Raw genomic sequence first — 16579 nt, 5'->3', positions numbered from 1 at the left:
GACTGTGCGCCCGGTCACAGTACACAATCGGAAATCTGTCTACAAGCGACCGCGCGGGGTCTCGGCGAACTAACGATCGCATGGAGAGTCGGCATCGGCGGTCGCCCGCCCGGCGTGCGCATGGTGTCGTGGAAGTCGATGCCTTCTTCTGCGATCCGCGCCGCAGGCGCTGCGGCGGCCGCGGCATGCGCCGCTCTGCTGATGACCGCCCTGCCGCACGCCGCCGCCGCACCCGACTTCGACACCTACGGCTACCTCGACTCGACGGCCCGCTGTTCAGGCTCCGCGGTGCTCTTCGGCAGCACGGACAGCTCCCGGGTGGCGATCTGCAAGACGGCGACCGGCGGATACGAGTACCGCGGCGTGCGAGTCCGCGACGGCGCCAAGCTGGTGCTGTCCGCGTCCAGTTCCGGCGACGGCTCCTACAGTGCGGTCAACGACGGCATCACCTACACGGTGACTTCGAGTGCGCTGGTGGTCAGCTCCGGCACGACGGTGGTCCGCAGGGAATCGTGGGTGGACTTCCACGGTCCCCAGACATCGACTGCGACATCCACGTCGACATCGGCTGCGACATCCACGTCGTCGTCACCGACGACGTCATCGGTCCCCACCAGCACCACGTCCACGTCGACGACGCCGTTGCCGCCGCCATTGCCCGCCGAGGTCGGCGGCAGCGGTCACCGCTGATTTCGTTCAGCTGACGCTGAGCCGCAGCCGCTCGAGGCGGCGCACCAGAAGGCTCGGCAGCCACCGTCCGACTTCGGCGGCGCCGAGGGTCGCGGTGCGCTCCACGAGCTGACCGATGACGATCTGCGCCTCCAGTCGCGCCAGCGCCGCCCCGACGCAGAAGTGCGCACCCTTGCCAAAGGTGATGTGCCCCTTACCTGCCGGCCGATCCAGTCGGAACTCGGCGGGATCGTCGAAGTGCGCCGGGTCCCGGTTGGCGGCTCCCCATAACAGCAGCAACCGCGAACCCGCCTCGAGTTCGACGCCGCACAGTTCGGTGTCGTTGACGACATGGCGGTAGTGCCCGCGGAACGGCGGCTCGTAACGAAGTACCTCCTCCAGGAACGCCCCGAGCAGGTCCGGCCGGTCGCGCAGTCGGTGCTGTACATCGGGCCGAGTGGCGAGAAGGTAAGCGGCAGAGCCGATCAGCGATGCGGTGGATTCGCCTCCGGCGCTGAACAGGGTGATCATCATCGCGAGCGCCGCAATGTCGCTGAGGTCGCCGGCGGCACATGCCGAGGCCAGATCACCCAACAGGTTGTCGCGTGGCTCGGTCGCCGCCCGTCCGAATTGGTCAGCGATGTAAGTGCTGAGCTCCATCACGGCGACACCGGCGGATTCCATTTGAGCCGGCGTCACCAAGCCTTCGACCACCTGGGTGGCCGCGTATCCCCAGTGGATGATTCTGTCGATGTCGGTGTCGGGCACCCCGATGATCCGGCCGACGATCATCATCGGCAGCCGATTGGCCATCATGCTCATCCACTCGATGCCGTCATCATCGGCACTGGCATCCCATATCGCCGCTGCGGTGTCGGCGATGAACGATTCGGCCGCGCGGATGCGTTTCGCGGCCAGTTGGGGCAGCAGCAGTTTCCGGTGCATCGAATGCACTGGTTCGTCCGCTGTCGCCAAGGCCTGCATCTCGCCGCCGAGTTCGCCGATCGGGAAGGCGGTGACGGTGTTGGGAGCCTCGTACATCATCGTGGCCGTCAGGTTCGACGAGAAGTCATCGACGCGGGCGACCGCCTCGTTGACGGCACCCCAGCTGCTCACGGCGTAGAAACCCGAGTCCGCGATGCGGTGGACGTCGCCGGCCTGATGCATGCTCGCGTACAGCGGGTGCGGATCCTGGATGTACCGGTCCTCGAAGAGTGCCAACCCCAGGCCGGTATCCGCCGATGTCATCTGTTCACGCTGAGCGGTGGCGGGGCGCTGCGTCAATCGTGATCGGACATCTCGATACCGAACCTGCGATCACGGTGGTCGCGGTGTCTCACTCGAGCCCGTTCACCAGGGTGAACAGTTCATTCTGGCGAGGTCGTCGTCTCATTCTTGAGAAGATGTCCGTCATGACTCGCAACGACTGGGTGCTGGGCGGTGACCGCGCCGCGGCGGCGGCGGAGCGCATCCATGCGGCAGCGACCGAGCTCGTCATCCGCGACGGATTGGATGCGTTGGATATCGACACCCTGGCCGAGCGGGTCCACTGCTCGCGGGCCACGGTGTACCGCCATGCCGGCGGCAAGGGCCAGATCCGCGACGCCGTGCTCATGCGCCTGGCGGCGGGCATCATCGACACGGTTCGGCAGTCGGTGGACGGCCTCACCGGTGCGGAGCGGGTGATCGCCGCAATCACCGTGGCGCTGCGCGAGATCCGATCTGATCCGCTGCGGCGCCTGATGTTCAGCACCGGCAGTTCACCGGATCTGAGGAATTTGCATTCCTCGCCGGTGCTCGCCCACTTGGCCGCCGAGCTCACCGGCATCACCGACGACGATCCGCAGGCCGCGCAATGGATTGTGCGCGTTGTCGTCTCGTTCGCCTACTCACCCATCGCCGATATTCGCGAGGAACGGCAGGTCCTGGAGCGGTTCGTGGCGCCGGCCTACCGTCCCGTCACCGTTGGCCGCTGATGACCGAAACCGCCTCATAGAGCGGGTCGGGCGTCGTCGATATACCACCGATGTACGGGTGCGACGCCTCGAGAAGCAGGAACAGATTGGTCGCCACGATCAGGCCGACGATCGCCACCATCGGGTAGTGCAGCCCGGGCTTGTCGACCCCGTAGATCACCACGGTGCCCAGGACCAGTGCACTGGTCAAAAAGATCACCGCCCACAGCGGCCACGGCGGCCCGGTGTCTTCGCGGGCCGTGAGCAGGCGGACGGTGCGGGCCTGGCTCATCTTGTCGAGGTTCGCGTATGACGTTGAGAGAACGGTCTTCTGGCTGTCGGTCGTCGCGGTGACCTGCCGGTAGGCCGACGTCAACTGCGCCAGCGCATCGTCGGTCCCGGGTGAGCGGGTCCCGGGGCCGCTTTCCCACTCCGCGATCGCGGACTTCTCGTAGTCGAGCAGGCTGCGCCGCAGGCGATCTGCGTCGGGCTTGTCGAAAGCGACCAGATCCCTTGCCATTTCGATGGCAGCCGCACCTTCGGCGCGCGCGTTCGCGTCGGCGGAGCTGATCTGACCCCACATCGACGACGTCATGAACCCGATCAGAAAGGCGTAGATGAAGCCGATGAAGGTGTAGGTGAATTTGGTGACGTCGTTGTGCTCGTCCCGGGTGAGCGCGGGGAACCGTCGACGAATCACCCTGGCGATCAGCATCGCACCCCCGGCGATGACCACGATCAGACCGACGAGGAGCAGTCCCGGCGGGACGGTGCTCACCAGCCATCCACTCATCGACGACTCCCCCAGACAACACCCGGCAGCTGGAGTCTAGTGCGCGTGCCCCGCCGAGCAGGCCGGCTCAGGCCGGCGCGCCCTCGTCGGCCGGTTCGACTTCGACCAGGAGCGCCATCCCGTGATGCGGAATCATCTCGACCGCAAAGCTGTGCAGGTCGTCGACGACCGCGATGTGCGCCCCGGTGAACATGTCGCGCACGGTCGCACCCGGCGGCAGAGTCTTGGATCGGACAGTGCCTGCGATGTCTTCGTTGGCGAAGTTCAACACCGTCAGCTGATGCTGCTCGGGCGCATCGAGCTGGTGCACCATCACCAACATGCCGCGATGTGACACCTCGGGAATGTCGACCTGCCGGCTGGTCGCAATGCCGTAGTGCGCCCGCACCCGCAGTATCGCCTGCAGTTGGCGCAGGAAGCTGGTGTCGTCGGCGAGCTGCTCGGGAATCGACCCGTACAGGCTTCGGCCACGAGGCATTCCGGCGTTCGACTTCGTCGCTGCCGGGTTGACGCCCATCAGGTCGTGCGCGGCGCGGTGGATCCAGCGGGTGTCACCACCGTGCATCAGGTCGGCGACCTCAGCCGACGGTAATGTGAGCATGCCGCACAGGTCCCAGCCGGACAGCGCGAACACCCCTGGCTGAAGTGCGTTGAACATCGCCAGCAGCAGGTGTGCCCGGCGGATGCGGTCGATGTCGTCGTCGATGTCGTCGAGGTCGCGGTATCCCAGCGTCGCAGCGATCACTGTCGCTGTGGTGCAAGCGATTCCGTTCGTCGTGAAGACGCGGTTGTACGGCGCGGCCGGTCCGGTGAGCGCTTCGGTCAGGTCGGCGCGAACACGTTCGCCGAGGGCCTCGCCGGTGATCTCATGGCCTTTGTAGGTGTAGATGTCGTCCTTGTGGCCGTTCGACCAGTGCACCAACTCGTAGGTCAGCTCGTCGTGGTTCTGCAGTGCGTGCACCAGTGATGCCGGGTCCACGCCCAGTTCGATGGCCGTGCGCAGCGTCAGGCGCAGAAACTCCGTGTCGGCGGTCGCCAGCGCGTGGTGATAGGCGGGCCGGTTGACGAAGTCGTAGGACAGGTCGGCGCCGGTGCCGCTGGTCTCCTTGATGTCGTCGATCGTCAGGTTCAGTTCCTGGAAGGTGAAACCGCCCAGTTTGCGCACCATGCTTCCGATGAACTGGTTGGCGGCCTGCGACAGCGGGTGACCTTCCGACCATCCCACGCCGTCGTCCCCGGACGTCTTCTCGGCGCCGAGGAAGCCGTTGGCGTCGAGGCGCAACCCGCCCGACCCGAGATCGGTCAGTGAGTGCAGTGCGTCGCCGATGACGAGGCGCATCCCGGCGAAGGACGGGTCGAGCCAGTTGATCGAGGGCTGCCCCTCCTTGAAGTAGTGCAGATACACCCACCGCCGCTCGACACCGTCGATGCCGACGACGGGGCGGGTGACACTCCAGTTGGTCTCCTTGATGCCCTCGGCGTAGAAGATCACGCGTTGCAGCCGCCCGATGATGTAGCCGGCCTTGTCCAGCCATTCCTCGGTCGCGGCGTCCACGTTGACCGAGTCCCGGCCGTGCGGAACGTCGGGCAGGTGCTCCCAGTCCAGCGGATCGATGTCGATCATGTGGTAGATGCCGGGATAGTCGGCGTACTTCATCTCCGCCAGCCGGAAATCCGCGCCCTTGCCGGTGTGGCCGGGCACGATGTCGTCGAGAATGGTGCCGCCGTACCAGTTCGCGGTGCCGCACATCTGGCGGAACTCGTCTTCGGTGCCGAACGCCGGGTCGATCTGGGTGCTGATCCGGTCGAAGTGGCCGTCAACGCTGGGGGTCAGCTGCCAGCCCGCGATGCCACCGGCGCGTTTGACGGGGCCGGTGTGGATCCCCTCGATACCGATCTCTGCGAATGCCTTCCACATCGCTTCATCGGCCATGGCCTTGAGGAAGGATTCCTCGGGCCGGGTGATGAGCGACAGCGGATACGCGGTGAACCACACCGACGCAGCGTCAACAGCACTGCGTGGGCTGGGCGTGGCGTACGGGTTCTGCCACATCGAACCCTGTCCGGAGAATTGCTGGCTGATCTCGTTGGCGTCGGCCAGCATCGACTGTGACAACAGCCACGACACGTAGGCCTGGTTGTCCGCCGTCGGCGAGCCGTCCTGCGCAATCGACCTGCGCACGAACGGGTTTCGAACGCGCGGACGGAACCGCAACGTACGAGGTCGGGCAGGGTGCAGATGCTCGTCGTAGGTGATCTCGGCAGGCGCATTGCCGGTTTCACCCTCGTCGGGCGGTCCATCGTCGGGCATGGACTCCACCGTCTGCGACATGAGACTCCTGACTTTGTCTTGCTTCAACCTTGCCTGCCAAACCCGACGACGCGCCACTCGAGTATTGCCACCGCCGGCATGGGTCGAAACGCTTCGCGGGTCAAGCGCCTAGCCTCGACGGTATGGACGAACTCTCCGACGACGTGGCCGCGTTCCTCTCCGAGGGCACCCGAACGGCCAAACTGGCCTATGTCGCCGCAGACGGCAGACCGCTCGTCGCCCCGGTGTGGTTCATCGTCGACGGTGGCCAACTGGTCTTCAACACCGGAAAGGCGACCGCCAAAGGCCGTGCGCTGAGCCGCGACCCACGGGTCGCGATCTGCGTCGACGACCAGGATCCGCCGTTCTCGTTCGTTCAGGTTCAGGGCACCGCGTCCCTCGGCGAAGATCCCGATGAACTGCTCGACCTCGCGACCCGCATCGCGGCCCGCTATATGGGAGCCGAGCGCGCCGAAGAATTCGGCAGGCGCAACGGCGTGCCCGGTGAGCTGGTCGTACGGGTGACCCCGACGAAGGTGATCACGGCGTTCAACGTCGCCGACTGATCAGAAGAACGGATTGCTGTTCTTCTGATGCTCGGCGTCCTGGGGGCGCGGGCCGAACCGGGCGATGTAATCCTCTTCGATACGGGCGTTCTTCTGACGCTTGACCACGTCCACCAGGTTCGGGTCAAGACCGTGCACAGCGAGCCGATGGCGCCGCCAAACCTTGTTCAGCGCAAGTGAAATCGCCAGCGTCCACAGATAGAGCGGCACCGTCATCTCGGCGTGAACGTACACCGAGTTGTTCTCCACGGGCAGCAGCCAGAACGGCGCCAGGAGGAAGAACGGCGGGATCGCCGCTTTGAGCATGAACCGCTTGACGGCGCCGGGCCCCGCGAGATCGTTCGCGACCCATTCCCGCATCGAAGCAGGCAGCCGGCGGAACCCGTACGAGTACATGATGAGTTGGCCCAGATTGGGCCGATCGGCGGACGTGGCATCCTCCTCGGGTAGCGGTTTCCTAACCCGCAGCCTACTCGCCGTCGCGCGCGACAATTTCGGTTGAGCTGAGGCGTTGATCACCCTGTTGCCGCCGTGCTTTCTGCCGGTACATGTCGATATCGGCCTCGCGGATGAGTTCGGCGGCGTCCGCCGTCCGGCTGGATGCACGCCCCACCGATGCCGTGAGTGTCACCTCGCTGCCATCCACGGGATACGCGCCGCTGACCGCAGCCCACACGTCCTGCGCCAATTGCTCGACGGCGGACTCACCGACGTCGTCGACGACCAGAACGACGAACTCGTCGCCGCCGAGACGATAGACCGCATTGGGCGACACCACCGCTGCGGCAAGCCGCCCCGCGGCGGCTTCCAGAACGGCATCTCCTGCGGCGTGGCCGTGCGAATCATTGACCTTCTTGAACCCATCGAGGTCGATGAACAACGCGGCCACGCAGTCGCCGGGGTGAGCGGTGCGGTGCTCGGCGATCCGAGCGACGAGCGAGTGCCGGTTGTGCAGGCCGGTGAGCGGATCGGTCACGGCGCGGTGGGCCAGTTCGACCTCGATACCCTTCCGGACGGTGACGTCCTGAAGCTGGGCGATCACCACGTCGGCACCGCCGTGAGCGCCGGGCGCCAGCACCGCGGCGCGATGCACCCAGATGATGGCGCCGTCACTCCTGACGTAACGCACCTCGGTGGCGATCTGATCTGCCGAGCCGGACAGCAGGTCACGCCAATCCTGTTCCGCCACAGCGACATCGTCAGGGTGGATGCCGTCGTAGTAGTTGAGAACCGCCTCTTCGTGCGGCCGGATCCCCCAGCAGCTCGCGCAGGGCCGAGTTGATGTAGAGCGCCTGTCCGTCGGTGCTGAACACGGCCTTCCCGAACGGCGCGTTGTCCATGCTGATCTCGAACAGCCGCTGAGCGTCGTCGCGGGCCCGCTCGGCCTCGACCCGCGCTGTCACGTCAGCCACCTGCACGTACAACCCACGCACCTGCCCGTCGACCACGTCCGGCAGGTAGGAGGCCTGGACATGACGGACAGCGCCGTTGTGGTCGGTCAGCGTCTTCTCGAATATCTGATCCTCGCCCGCCATGGCGGCGTACACGTACGGCAGGCTCGCCTCACCGAGGTCCCCGACCAGCAACTCGGTGATGTGCATACCGCGGATCTCGGCGGGAGTCTTGCCGAAGAACGGCCGGTGGGCCTCATTGGCGACCACGTTTCGGAGATCGACGTCCCAGTACGCCACCATGGCCGGCAATTTGTCGATGAGCTGCCGCAGCCGATGCTCGTCACCGAGCGCACCGGTGTCCGACATGACATATCCCTCCGGCAATCAGCGCGGAACCTCACCAGAGAATTCGTCGCCAGCATGCGCTCCAGCCCAACAGGCTACGGCCAACGTCGGCAGGGACGCGAGATGTGGCGGACTTGGGCCGCGGCTGGGCCGGCGAAGGCGTGCCGTCGATCGTTGAAAACTGTGGAGCTAAGGGGAATCGAACCCCTGACCTTCTCGATGCGAACGAGACGCGCTACCAACTGCGCTATAGCCCCTTGGTCGCTAGCAGGCTACCAGTCGCAGCCCGCCTAGTTGAAACCGGCGACCTACTGGCCGGCCGCCCGCGGCAGGTCGAAGTGCCGGGCGAACGCGACCTCGTCGAGGTGCTCGAAGATCGGGTCCTCGTCGTCGATGTCCAGCACCGCGGCACCGGGACGACGCAGCCGGGACGGCACGACGTCGAATTCACGGTCCTCGGTGTTCTCCACCCCGAGCCGCGAGCGAGCCATCCGCTGCTGGCGACGCCGGCGCACCTGCTCCTCGATCCTGGTCTGACGGCGCAGGTAGCCCAGGTACAGCACGGTCACGGCGCCGGCCGCACCGGTGACCCACCACAGGCCCGAGCTGACGGTGAACGACAGCGTTGCCGTGACGACCATGACCGCGGCCATTGCCATCAGCATCCGCTTGCGGAAGCGGTACTTGCGTGCGCTGACCGCCGCGGCCGTCGTCGACTCCGAACGACGCGGCCGGCTCGCCCGCGGCGTCACGGTCGTCGCAGGCTCGTCCTCCGCCTCCAGACCCGAAGTGTCCTCGACGTATTCGTATTCGTCGTCGGTGCCGTCCTGCGGCTGATCCTCGGTGACCGCCTGAAACTGATCGGTGTCGTCGCTCGCGGGCACGCTGTCGGCCTGATCGTCCTGGGTCTCGTCACCGGCCTCATCGACCTCCGCCACGGGCTCGGAAACCACGGGCGCCGGGGCTTCGTCGAACAGGCTCGGCTGGACCTGGGCGCTGCGTGCGGTGCCGCCGACCGGTAGCGCACCGGAGTCCTCGTCGACCACGTCGACGTCCAGGTAATCCGACTCGGCCTCCTCGGTGACCGCAGCCACCACGACGACCGTGCGGGTCCGCGACGGCGTCTCGTCGTCGGAGTCCAGCTCGTCGAACTGGTCCGCTTCGGGCTGCCAGTCCGGGTCGTGCCGATGACCGGCCGAGGGGCCGCTGCGCTTGAACCGGCGCGACTTCTCGCCGCCGTTGAGCACCCGGGTGGCAAGCGCGACGTCACTGGTCCGGCGGACGTTGTCACGCTTGCTGATGAGCATCGGGACCAACACGAACAACCACAGCACCACAAGCGAGATCCAGAGCAATGATTGGGGGATGCTTGGCATGGTGGCCTGCTCCTTTCGCGTCCAGGCTAGGTCCGTGACCTTGGCAACCCGGGACGGCGCGCCGGAGTCAATTACACACTTGTAATTTGCCCTTGACAAGCACCAACAGCCACAAATGTCACATTAGTAACAAGTCGCCTCGGCAATCACGCCCAGTGCGCCAGCCCGCGGTGCACGAGTCGACCCACCACGGAGCCCTCGACCTCTTCCACGGTCATCCCCACCAACAGGTGGTCGCGCCACGCTCCGTCGACATCGAGGTACCGCTCCAACAGGCCCTCCTCGCGAAAGCCGACCTTGGCCAGCACCGCGCGACTCGCCGCATTCTCCGGGCGCACCGTCGCCTCCACCCGATGCAGACCGACCGGCCCGAAGCAGTGGTCGAGCCCCAGCGCAAGCGCACCCGTGGCTACCCCCGCGCCGGTGACGGCGCTCGACACCCAATAGCCGATCCAGGCTGAGCGCAACGCTCCGTGCGTCACGTTGCCGATCGTGAGCTGACCGCTGAACTGCCCGTCGAGTTCGATCACATACGGCAGCATCCGGCCCTTGCGCGCCTCTGCCCGAAGGCCAGAGCACACCGGCGGCCAGGACGAAACTGCATGCCGCACAGTCCAATCCACCTCAGCAGTCGGTTCCCACGGCTCAAGATAGCGGCGGTCGGCCAAGCGGATGCGGCTCCACATCGCCGCGTCGCGCATTCGCACCGGGCGTAAGCGGATCACCCCGGCGCCGACCCGCAGCGGACCCACGGAAGCGGGCCAGCCCGGGTGCAGGGAACTGTTACGCCACAAATTCACTTCTGCTCCGCGGGTCAGCCGCGTTGAGCCAGGAAGGCGACGTCGACGACTTCGCCGGTCCGGACCTGATCCAGTTCGGTCGGCACCACGACCAAGCAGTTCGCCTCGGCCAGCGTCGCCAACAGATGCGACGACGCGCCCGGCGCGCCGCCGAGTGCCTGCACCAGATACTCGCCGGTGTCCTGGTCACGCATCAGCTGCCCACGCAGGAAACCCTTACGCCCGGGCACCGACGAAATCGGCGACAACGCCCGGGCCTGCACGACACGCCGAAGCGACTGGCGCTTGCCCAGCGAGAGCCGAATCAGCGGGCGAACCATGACCTCGAAAACGACCAGCGCGCTGACCGGGTTCGCCGGCAACAGGAACGTCGGGACCCGTTCGCGGCCCAGCTGACCGAAGCCCTGCACGGACCCGGGATGCATGGCGATCCTGGTGACTTCCATCTCGCCGAGCTTCGACAGCACCGCGCGCACACCTTCGGCCGCAGCCCCACCGACCGCTCCGGCGATCACCACCAGCTCGGCACGGTTGAGCTGACCCTCGACGGCCTCGCGCAGCGCCTTCGGCTCGGTGCTGACGATGCCCACCCTATTCACCTCGGCGCCGGCATCGCGCGCCGCGGCAGCGATCGCATACGAGTTGACGTCGTACACCTGGCCATTGCCGGGCGTCCGGGAAATGTCGACCAGCTCGCCGCCCACACTCATCACGGTCACCCGGGGACGCGGATGCACCAACACGCGCTCGCGGCCGACTGCGGCAAGCAATCCCACCTGCGCGGCGCCGATCGTCGCACCGGCACGCACCGCGACGTCGCCGGGCTGCACGTCGTCACCGGCCCGCCGGACGTAGGCACCCGACCGAACCCCGCGCAACACTCGCACCCGCGCCTGACCGCCGTCGGTCCACCGCAACGGCAGCACGGCATCGGCCAATGTCGGCATCGGCGCACCGGTCTGCACCCGGGCGGCCTGCTTGGGCTGCAGCCGGCTGGGGGTCCGCGCACCCGCCTCGATGACACCCATCACCGGCAGACTGATCTCGCCACCCTGCTCATCGTCGGAACCTCCGCCGAGACCCTGGACATCCACGCTGCGGACCGCATAGCCGTCGATGGCGGCCTGGTCGAAACCGGGCAGGGGATGTTCGGTGATCACTTCCTCGGCGCACATCAGGCCCTGGGACTCGGCGATCGGCACGCGTACCGGGCGTGGTGCCACCGCCGCGGCCGCCACTCTGGCCTGCTGTTCCTCTACCGAACGCACCGCGCGCCTTTCTGCCTCGAGCTCCGCATCGCGCGGGCCCGCCGCAGCTCCTACTGTTCGGTCTTGTCGGCCAGGCCCAGGCGTGCCGTCAACCATCGCCGCAAATCCGGGCCATAGTCGTCACGATCCAACGCAAAGTCAACCGCAGCCTTCAGGTAGCCGCCGGGATTTCCCAAGTCGTGTCGAGAGCCGCGGTGCACCACCACGTGGACCGGGTGCCCCTCCTTGATCAACAACTCGATGGCGTCGGTCAGCTGGATCTCGCCGCCGACACCCCGGTCGACGCGGCGCAGCGCGTCGAAGATCGCCCGATCCAGGATGTAGCGGCCGGCGGCGGCGTACAGCGAGGGCGCGTCCTCGGCCTTCGGCTTCTCCACCATGCCCTTGACCCGCATCACGTTCGGGTTGGCCGCATCGGGCACTTTCTCGACGTCGAACACACCGTAGGAGCTGACCTCGTCCTCGGACACCTCGATGGCGCACAGCACCGTGCCGCCCCGCTTCGCCCGCACCTTCGCCATGGTCTCGAGCACACCGGTCGGCAGCACCAGGTCATCTGGCAGCAGCACCGAGACCGCGTCCTCGTCCGGCGACAGCACCGCCTCCACACAGCCGACCGCATGGCCTAGACCCAGCGGCTCGTGCTGCACCACCGACTCGACCTTGATCAGCGCCGGGGCTCGGCGCACCTTCTCCAGCATGGCCTTCTTGCCGCGGGCCTCCAGCGTGCCTTCCAGCACCAGGTCCTCGACGAAGTGGGCGACCACGCTGTCTTTGCCCTCGGAGGTGACGATCACCAGCCGCTCGGCGCCCGCTTCCGCGGCTTCCTCGGCGACGAGTTCAATACCGGGCGTGTCGACGACAGGCAGCAATTCCTTGGGCACGGTCTTGGTTGCGGGCAGGAATCGCGTTCCCAATCCGGCCGCAGGGACGATCGCTGTGCGCGGAATCGGGACCTCTGGCGGCCTCATCGTTCACACCCTAACGGCAACATGGTGGTCCTTCGCTCTGGCGCAATGCGGTTGCGCGCTGACATGGTGGACAGCGTGCTCGCCGGTACTAAAGCCCAGCAGCGGGCTGCCCTGTTGGCGGCGCGCCGGGAAGTGCCCGACAAGGTGCGGGCGGCCGAGGCGCGGGCGCTCTGTGCGCATCTCGACGAGTTCGTGGGCCGAGACGACACGGTGTGCGCCTACCTGCCGGTGGGCACCGAGCCGGGTTCGCCGCAGCTGGTGGACCGGCTGCACGAACTGTGCGCCCGGGTGCTGTTGCCGGTGACGCGCACCGGAGCCGACGGCGTACCGGTGGCCCTGCTCTGGGGTGTCTACGTGCCCGGCGAGCTGGTCGCCGCGCGATACGGGCTGCTCGAGCCTGCCGAGCCGGTGATGCCGAGCTCGGCCTTGGGAGACGCCGACGTTGTCCTCGTGCCGGCGCTGGCGGTGGACCGCCGAGGCGTGCGGCTGGGTCGCGGCGGCGGCTTCTACGATCGCTCGCTGCCGCTGTGCCGACCCGGCGCCACACTGGTCGCGGTGGTCCGCGACTCGGAGCTTGTCGACGAACTGCCCAGCGAATCTCATGACATCCGGATGACCCATGTCCTCACCCCCAAACACGGCCTGTGCGCGCTGGCCAACACCGAGTGAGGCCACTCGGCATACCTTGCACCCGCAGCCTCCCCCTCGAAGGGTTTTTCCCCATTTCGTCGCGCCGTTCCCGCTGCGCGGCGTGGGGAATGATATGTGCCACGTGGCGGTTCTAGCACTTGGCACGGTAGAGTGCTAACAGACCAAGTCTCGTTCCGGAGGTTCATGTGCCGACCTACAGCTACGCGTGTACCGAGTGCGACAACCGCTTCGACGCGGTGCAGGCGTTCACTGATGACGCGCTGACCAGTTGCCCCGAGTGCTCCGGTCGGCTGCGCAAGCTGTTCAACTCCGTCGGCGTGGTCTTCAAGGGCAGCGGCTTCTACCGCACCGACAGCCGTGAAGCAGGCAAGAGCAGCAGCAAGTCGGAGTCGTCCTCATCGTCTTCGTCGTCGACGTCCGAGAAGTCGTCGAGCTCCAGCGATTCGTCGAGTTCGTCCAGTTCGTCGACATCCTCCGCGCCCGCCGCCGCAGCATCGAGCTAGCGCACCGAGTTCAATTGGAGCGCAAGGCTTTCCGCGCGCTCAGGAGGCCATTCCTGCCGAATTCGAGTTGTCCCCGAATTCGACCGAATAACCGACCAATTCACTGCTCTCGTCCTTGACCGGGCGGATGCGAACCCGCTCGACCGACCCGTCGGCCGCCTTCTCGTCGAACGCCGGGAACGGCTCGTCGAGCAGATCGGCGGCGCGCAGCTCGGCCATGGTGTCCGGAGTGACACCGATCAGGTCCCAGATGTGACGTCCGGCCACCTCTCCCCCGTTGGAATCCAACGTCGTGTCGAAGGCGGTGCTCGACGCGACGACGGTGCCTGCCGGGTCCATGAACGCGACAGCGGCATCGGGGGCGTAACTCTCGGAGAGCCGGTGGGCGCGCAATTCCAGGGACATCGGCACCAACAGATTCTCGGTGGACCTCTCCGAAGCCAACTCCACCAACGCATTCGGCACCCGCTGGGCCGGCATCGGACGCCCGAACAGATATCCCTGCGCCAGCTTGCACCCCATCGTCCGCAACAGCTCGGCCTGACCCGGAGTCTCGACCCCTTCCGCCACGACAGCCAGGCCCAGGCTGTGGCCCAGGCTCACCACCGCGTGCACGATCTTGCGGCTCTGCCGGTGCTCCTCCATCGCCATCACGAAGCTGGCATCGATCTTCAGCTTTGAGAAAGGCAGCGTGCTGAGCCACGTCAGGCTTGAGTAGCCGGTGCCGAAATCGTCCATGGCAATCATGCAGCCGAGGTTGATCAGCCGGTCGAGCGTGCGTCGCGGCTGAGTCAGATCGTCGATGAAGCCTGACTCGGTGACTTCAATGTGCACGCGGCTCAACGGAAATGACGAATCCAGCGCAGCTTTGGCGATCCTGGTCGCCAGCTCGGGGTTGCGCAGCTGGGTCGGCGACACGTTGAAGCCGAGGAACAGGTGGTGCGGCCAGTCCTCGGCGGCCGAAAATGCCGTGCGCATCAGCTGATCCAGCATGCGATCGAGCAAGCCGAACCGGTCCGCGATCGGAATGAACCGGTCGGGGGCGATGAAGCCCTGTTCCGGATCGTTCCAACGGGCGAGAACTTCGAAGCCCAGTACATGCCCGTCATCCAGGGACACGATCGGTTGAAAGAACGGCTCCACCCCGCCGGTCGCGAGAGCCGTCAAGAGTCTGCGCGCGAGAAGCTGATCGGCGTTCACCTCTGCGCCTCCTCTCCCCAGCACAGGCGCGAATTACAGCTGGATACGGTACAGGCAAACCTCATTTAGGGCGTCCAGAAAGCAAAAAGACGCTCGCCTGCAAACAATGGCTCAGCCCGCGGCGGCGGTTGTCAACAGGCGAGGGTGCGACACGCAACCACCATTGCCGCGTGCGCTCTACGGTTGCGCCATGGGCGAGTCGCTCAACCCCACGCTGCCGAGCCGGATCCGGCACCTGCTACGCCCCGACTTCACCCGCACCGTCGTCGCGCGCCGGGTCGTCGCCGGTGCACTGGTCGTTCTCGCCGGCATTGCCGCGCTGCGGCCCGACCCCGACCGCCATCGAGTCGACGTGGTGGTCGCAACCCATGACCTGAGCCCGGGGCTGGCCCTGTCGGCCGACGATGTGACGGTGGAGAAGCGTTCTGCCGCAACGATTCCCGACGGCGCAGAAGTGAGCGCCGACGACGTGATCGGGGCGACCCTGGCCGGACCGGCGCGACGCGGAGAAGTGCTCACCGACGTCAGGGTGCTCGGCTCACGGCTTACCGGGCTCAGCGCAGGACCGGACGCCCGGGTGGTGCCGCTGCACCTCGCCGACGCGGCGGTGCTCGACATGATCCGGCCCGGCGATGTCGTCGACGTCATGGGCGCCGCGGACGGGGCCGGCGACGTGAAGCCGACGCTCGCAGCCACCAACGCCGTCGTCGTGCTGGTGTCACCCAAGCAGAAGGCGGCAGGCGCGGGCGATGACCGGGTGGTGTTGGTGGCGTTGCCCGCGGCGGGCGCGCACGCCTTGGCGGCGGCGACGCTGGTGCAGACCGTCACGCTGACGATCCACTGAACTAGCCGGCAGGCGGTGCCGGCGGCGGGGTGGTGGACGGCGGAGGCGCCTGCTGGATCACGTCCATCACCATGTCGGCGATCTCGTCAGACGACGAGCTGCTCACCGGGCCGGGCGCCGGGGCGGGACTCGGCGCCCCGGCAGCGACACCGCCGGCCACGGCCAGCGCACCGAAGGACGTCGCGACCGCCAGTGCCCGCATCCACATGGTTTTCCCTCCGAAAACGTCTTCAGCCAAGCTAACAGCACGCCATTTCCGCTGCCTGGCAGTACTACCCTTCGAGATCTCTGGGCCAAGAGTGAAAGGGGCAATACCGTGCTGAAGGGATTCAAGGAGTTTCTCTCCCGCGGAAACATCGTCGACCTGTCGGTCGCGGTGGTGATCGGCACCGCGTTCACCGCGCTGGTCACCAAGTTCACCGAAAGCATCATCCAGCCACTGATCAGCCGGATCGGTGCCGGCAAGGACACGAGTTACGGCCTACTGCGCATCGGGATCGGCGGTGGGCAGGCCATCGACCTGAACATCCTGCTGTCCGCGTTGATCAACTTCGTACTCGTGGCAGCCGTCGTGTATTTCTTCGTCGTCGTGCCCTACAACCGGCTTCGGAAGAAGGGCGAGGTCGAGCAGGCCGGCGACACCGAGTTGAGCCTGCTGACCGAGATTCGCGACCTGCTGGCCGAATCGGAGGGCGCACCGAAGAAGACCACCGGCCCGGGCACCGGCCCGAGCCCCGACACCGCCGAGACGACGAGCGCCGACAAAGACTGACGACACGCGAACAAAATGGCCCCCGGCGCGAGCCGGGGGCCATTTTGTTGACGTGCCAAGGAGTTAGTTCATGTTCCAGGGTTCGCCGTAGGTGGTGACGCTGTCACCGGCCTTGGAGATCAGGCGGGCGAAGGGGCGCAGCAGCACGCCGCCGGCCGCAC

Annotated in this window: 19 protein-coding genes, 1 tRNA gene and 1 pseudogene; 7 read left to right on the top strand and 14 right to left on the bottom strand. The window is 66.6% G+C overall.

What is annotated here, in order from left to right:
- Positions 1-138 precede the first annotated feature (138 nt).
- Positions 139-690, top strand: coding sequence for a hypothetical protein (locus tag CRM90_RS16540; protein WP_102808138.1), 552 nt, complete (start codon positions 139-141; stop codon positions 688-690).
- Positions 691-696: 6 nt separating this feature from the next.
- Here CRM90_RS16540 and CRM90_RS16535 read toward each other — a convergent pair whose 3' ends face one another.
- The gene (locus CRM90_RS16535; RefSeq protein ID WP_102808044.1) at positions 697-1917 is read right to left on the bottom strand and encodes a cytochrome P450; all 1221 of its coding nucleotides are present in this window, start codon (positions 1915-1917) and stop codon (positions 697-699) included.
- A gap of 164 nt (positions 1918-2081) precedes the next feature.
- Between CRM90_RS16535 and CRM90_RS16530 the strand changes: the two genes are divergently transcribed.
- A complete protein-coding gene (locus CRM90_RS16530; protein WP_102808137.1) occupies positions 2082-2645 on the top strand; it encodes a TetR/AcrR family transcriptional regulator in 564 nt (187 codons plus the stop codon).
- Here the strand turns inward: CRM90_RS16530 and CRM90_RS16525 are convergent.
- Together CRM90_RS16525 and treS are read right to left on the bottom strand one after the other, a co-directional pair.
- Entirely contained in the window at positions 2629-3417 is a 789-nt protein-coding gene (locus CRM90_RS16525; RefSeq protein ID WP_102808043.1) for a bestrophin-like domain, read from the bottom strand. The genes CRM90_RS16530 and CRM90_RS16525 overlap by 17 nt on opposite strands.
- Before the next feature lie 67 nt (positions 3418-3484).
- Positions 3485-5749 (bottom strand): maltose alpha-D-glucosyltransferase, encoded by a 2265-nt coding sequence (treS, locus tag CRM90_RS16520; protein WP_102808042.1) that lies wholly within the window; start codon positions 5747-5749, stop codon positions 3485-3487.
- A gap of 122 nt (positions 5750-5871) precedes the next feature.
- On the opposite strand from treS, the gene CRM90_RS16515 reads away from it, so the two are divergent.
- Positions 5872-6294, top strand: coding sequence for a PPOX class F420-dependent oxidoreductase (locus CRM90_RS16515; RefSeq protein ID WP_102808041.1), 423 nt, complete (start codon positions 5872-5874; stop codon positions 6292-6294).
- Here the strand turns inward: CRM90_RS16515 and CRM90_RS16510 are convergent, their stop codons facing one another.
- The 8 genes from CRM90_RS16510 to CRM90_RS16475 form a co-directional block, all read right to left on the bottom strand.
- Positions 6295-6762 carry a DUF5313 domain-containing protein gene (locus CRM90_RS16510; protein WP_286145640.1) on the bottom strand — a complete coding sequence of 156 codons (468 nt, stop codon included), beginning with the start codon at positions 6760-6762 and terminating at the stop codon, positions 6295-6297. It abuts the gene before it with no gap.
- A gap of 1 nt (position 6763) precedes the next feature.
- Entirely contained in the window at positions 6764-7504 is a 741-nt protein-coding gene (locus CRM90_RS16505) for a sensor domain-containing diguanylate cyclase (protein WP_233209370.1), read from the bottom strand.
- The gene (locus CRM90_RS16500; RefSeq protein WP_102808038.1) at positions 7494-8054 is read right to left on the bottom strand and encodes a PAS domain-containing protein; all 561 of its coding nucleotides are present in this window, start codon (positions 8052-8054) and stop codon (positions 7494-7496) included. The genes CRM90_RS16505 and CRM90_RS16500 overlap by 11 nt, the downstream gene beginning before the upstream one ends.
- Before the next feature lie 163 nt (positions 8055-8217).
- Positions 8218-8290 (bottom strand) — tRNA-Ala (locus tag CRM90_RS16495).
- Between the two features lie 51 nt (positions 8291-8341).
- Entirely contained in the window at positions 8342-9409 is a 1068-nt protein-coding gene (sepX, locus tag CRM90_RS16490; protein WP_102808037.1) for a divisome protein SepX/GlpR, read from the bottom strand.
- Between the two features lie 146 nt (positions 9410-9555).
- Entirely contained in the window at positions 9556-10209 is a 654-nt protein-coding gene (locus CRM90_RS16485; protein ID WP_102808036.1) for a GNAT family N-acetyltransferase, read from the bottom strand.
- Positions 10210-10223: 14 nt separating this feature from the next.
- The gene (glp, locus tag CRM90_RS16480; RefSeq protein ID WP_102808035.1) at positions 10224-11477 is read right to left on the bottom strand and encodes a molybdotransferase-like divisome protein Glp; all 1254 of its coding nucleotides are present in this window, start codon (positions 11475-11477) and stop codon (positions 10224-10226) included.
- Positions 11478-11527: 50 nt separating this feature from the next.
- A complete protein-coding gene (locus CRM90_RS16475; protein WP_102808034.1) occupies positions 11528-12448 on the bottom strand; it encodes a UTP--glucose-1-phosphate uridylyltransferase in 921 nt (306 codons plus the stop codon).
- 45 nt (positions 12449-12493) lie between these two features.
- On the opposite strand from CRM90_RS16475, the gene CRM90_RS16470 reads away from it, so the two are divergent.
- Together CRM90_RS16470 and CRM90_RS16465 are read left to right on the top strand one after the other, a co-directional pair.
- Positions 12494-13117, top strand: a complete 624-nt coding sequence (locus tag CRM90_RS16470) for a 5-formyltetrahydrofolate cyclo-ligase (protein WP_233209362.1) — start codon at positions 12494-12496, stop codon at positions 13115-13117.
- Positions 13118-13284: 167 nt separating this feature from the next.
- Positions 13285-13602, top strand: coding sequence for an FmdB family zinc ribbon protein (locus CRM90_RS16465; protein ID WP_102808032.1), 318 nt, complete (start codon positions 13285-13287; stop codon positions 13600-13602).
- 39 nt (positions 13603-13641) lie between these two features.
- Here the strand turns inward: CRM90_RS16465 and CRM90_RS16460 are convergent, their stop codons facing one another.
- A complete protein-coding gene (locus tag CRM90_RS16460) occupies positions 13642-14802 on the bottom strand; it encodes a sensor domain-containing phosphodiesterase (RefSeq protein WP_158249029.1) in 1161 nt (386 codons plus the stop codon).
- A 190-nt stretch (positions 14803-14992) separates the two neighbouring features.
- On the opposite strand from CRM90_RS16460, the gene CRM90_RS16455 reads away from it, so the two are divergent.
- Positions 14993-15646: an SAF domain-containing protein gene (locus tag CRM90_RS16455; protein ID WP_102808030.1), complete on the top strand. Its 654-nt coding sequence runs from the start codon at positions 14993-14995 to the stop codon at positions 15644-15646.
- Between the two features lies 1 nt (position 15647).
- On the opposite strand, the gene CRM90_RS16450 is transcribed toward CRM90_RS16455, so the two are convergent.
- Positions 15648-15884, bottom strand: a complete 237-nt coding sequence (locus CRM90_RS16450; protein ID WP_142391386.1) for a hypothetical protein — start codon at positions 15882-15884, stop codon at positions 15648-15650.
- A gap of 78 nt (positions 15885-15962) precedes the next feature.
- Here CRM90_RS16450 and mscL point away from each other — a divergent pair, with 78 nt between their 5' ends.
- Positions 15963-16418: a large-conductance mechanosensitive channel protein MscL gene (mscL, locus tag CRM90_RS16445; RefSeq protein ID WP_102808028.1), complete on the top strand. Its 456-nt coding sequence runs from the start codon at positions 15963-15965 to the stop codon at positions 16416-16418.
- A 63-nt stretch (positions 16419-16481) separates the two neighbouring features.
- On the opposite strand, the pseudogene CRM90_RS16440 reads toward mscL, so the two are convergent.
- A pseudogene (locus tag CRM90_RS16440) lies at positions 16482-16579 on the bottom strand (MspA family porin); the annotation flags it as partial.

Origin of the sequence: Mycobacterium sp. ENV421, assembly GCF_002887815.1 — a bacterium.
Classification (GTDB): Bacteria; Actinomycetota; Actinomycetes; order Mycobacteriales; family Mycobacteriaceae; genus Mycobacterium.
Note: the sequence above shows the minus strand (reverse complement) of the source record. Positions and strands in the feature narration are given on the sequence as shown.

Coding starts and splice junctions, on each gene's coding strand:
- CRM90_RS16540 (WP_102808138.1), top strand. CDS start 139: ATGCCTTCTTCTGCGATCCGCGCCGCAGGCGCTGCGGCGGCCGCGGCA.
- CRM90_RS16535 (WP_102808044.1), bottom strand. CDS start 1,917: ATGACATCGGCGGATACCGGCCTGGGGTTGGCACTCTTCGAGGACCGG.
- CRM90_RS16530 (WP_102808137.1), top strand. CDS start 2,082: ATGACTCGCAACGACTGGGTGCTGGGCGGTGACCGCGCCGCGGCGGCG.
- CRM90_RS16525 (WP_102808043.1), bottom strand. CDS start 3,417: ATGAGTGGATGGCTGGTGAGCACCGTCCCGCCGGGACTGCTCCTCGTC.
- treS (WP_102808042.1), bottom strand. CDS start 5,749: ATGTCGCAGACGGTGGAGTCCATGCCCGACGATGGACCGCCCGACGAG.
- CRM90_RS16515 (WP_102808041.1), top strand. CDS start 5,872: ATGGACGAACTCTCCGACGACGTGGCCGCGTTCCTCTCCGAGGGCACC.
- CRM90_RS16500 (WP_102808038.1), bottom strand. CDS start 8,054: ATGTCGGACACCGGTGCGCTCGGTGACGAGCATCGGCTGCGGCAGCTC.
- sepX (WP_102808037.1), bottom strand. CDS start 9,409: ATGCCAAGCATCCCCCAATCATTGCTCTGGATCTCGCTTGTGGTGCTG.
- CRM90_RS16475 (WP_102808034.1), bottom strand. CDS start 12,448: ATGAGGCCGCCAGAGGTCCCGATTCCGCGCACAGCGATCGTCCCTGCG.
- CRM90_RS16470 (WP_233209362.1), top strand. CDS start 12,494: ATGCGGTTGCGCGCTGACATGGTGGACAGCGTGCTCGCCGGTACTAAA.
- CRM90_RS16455 (WP_102808030.1), top strand. CDS start 14,993: ATGGGCGAGTCGCTCAACCCCACGCTGCCGAGCCGGATCCGGCACCTG.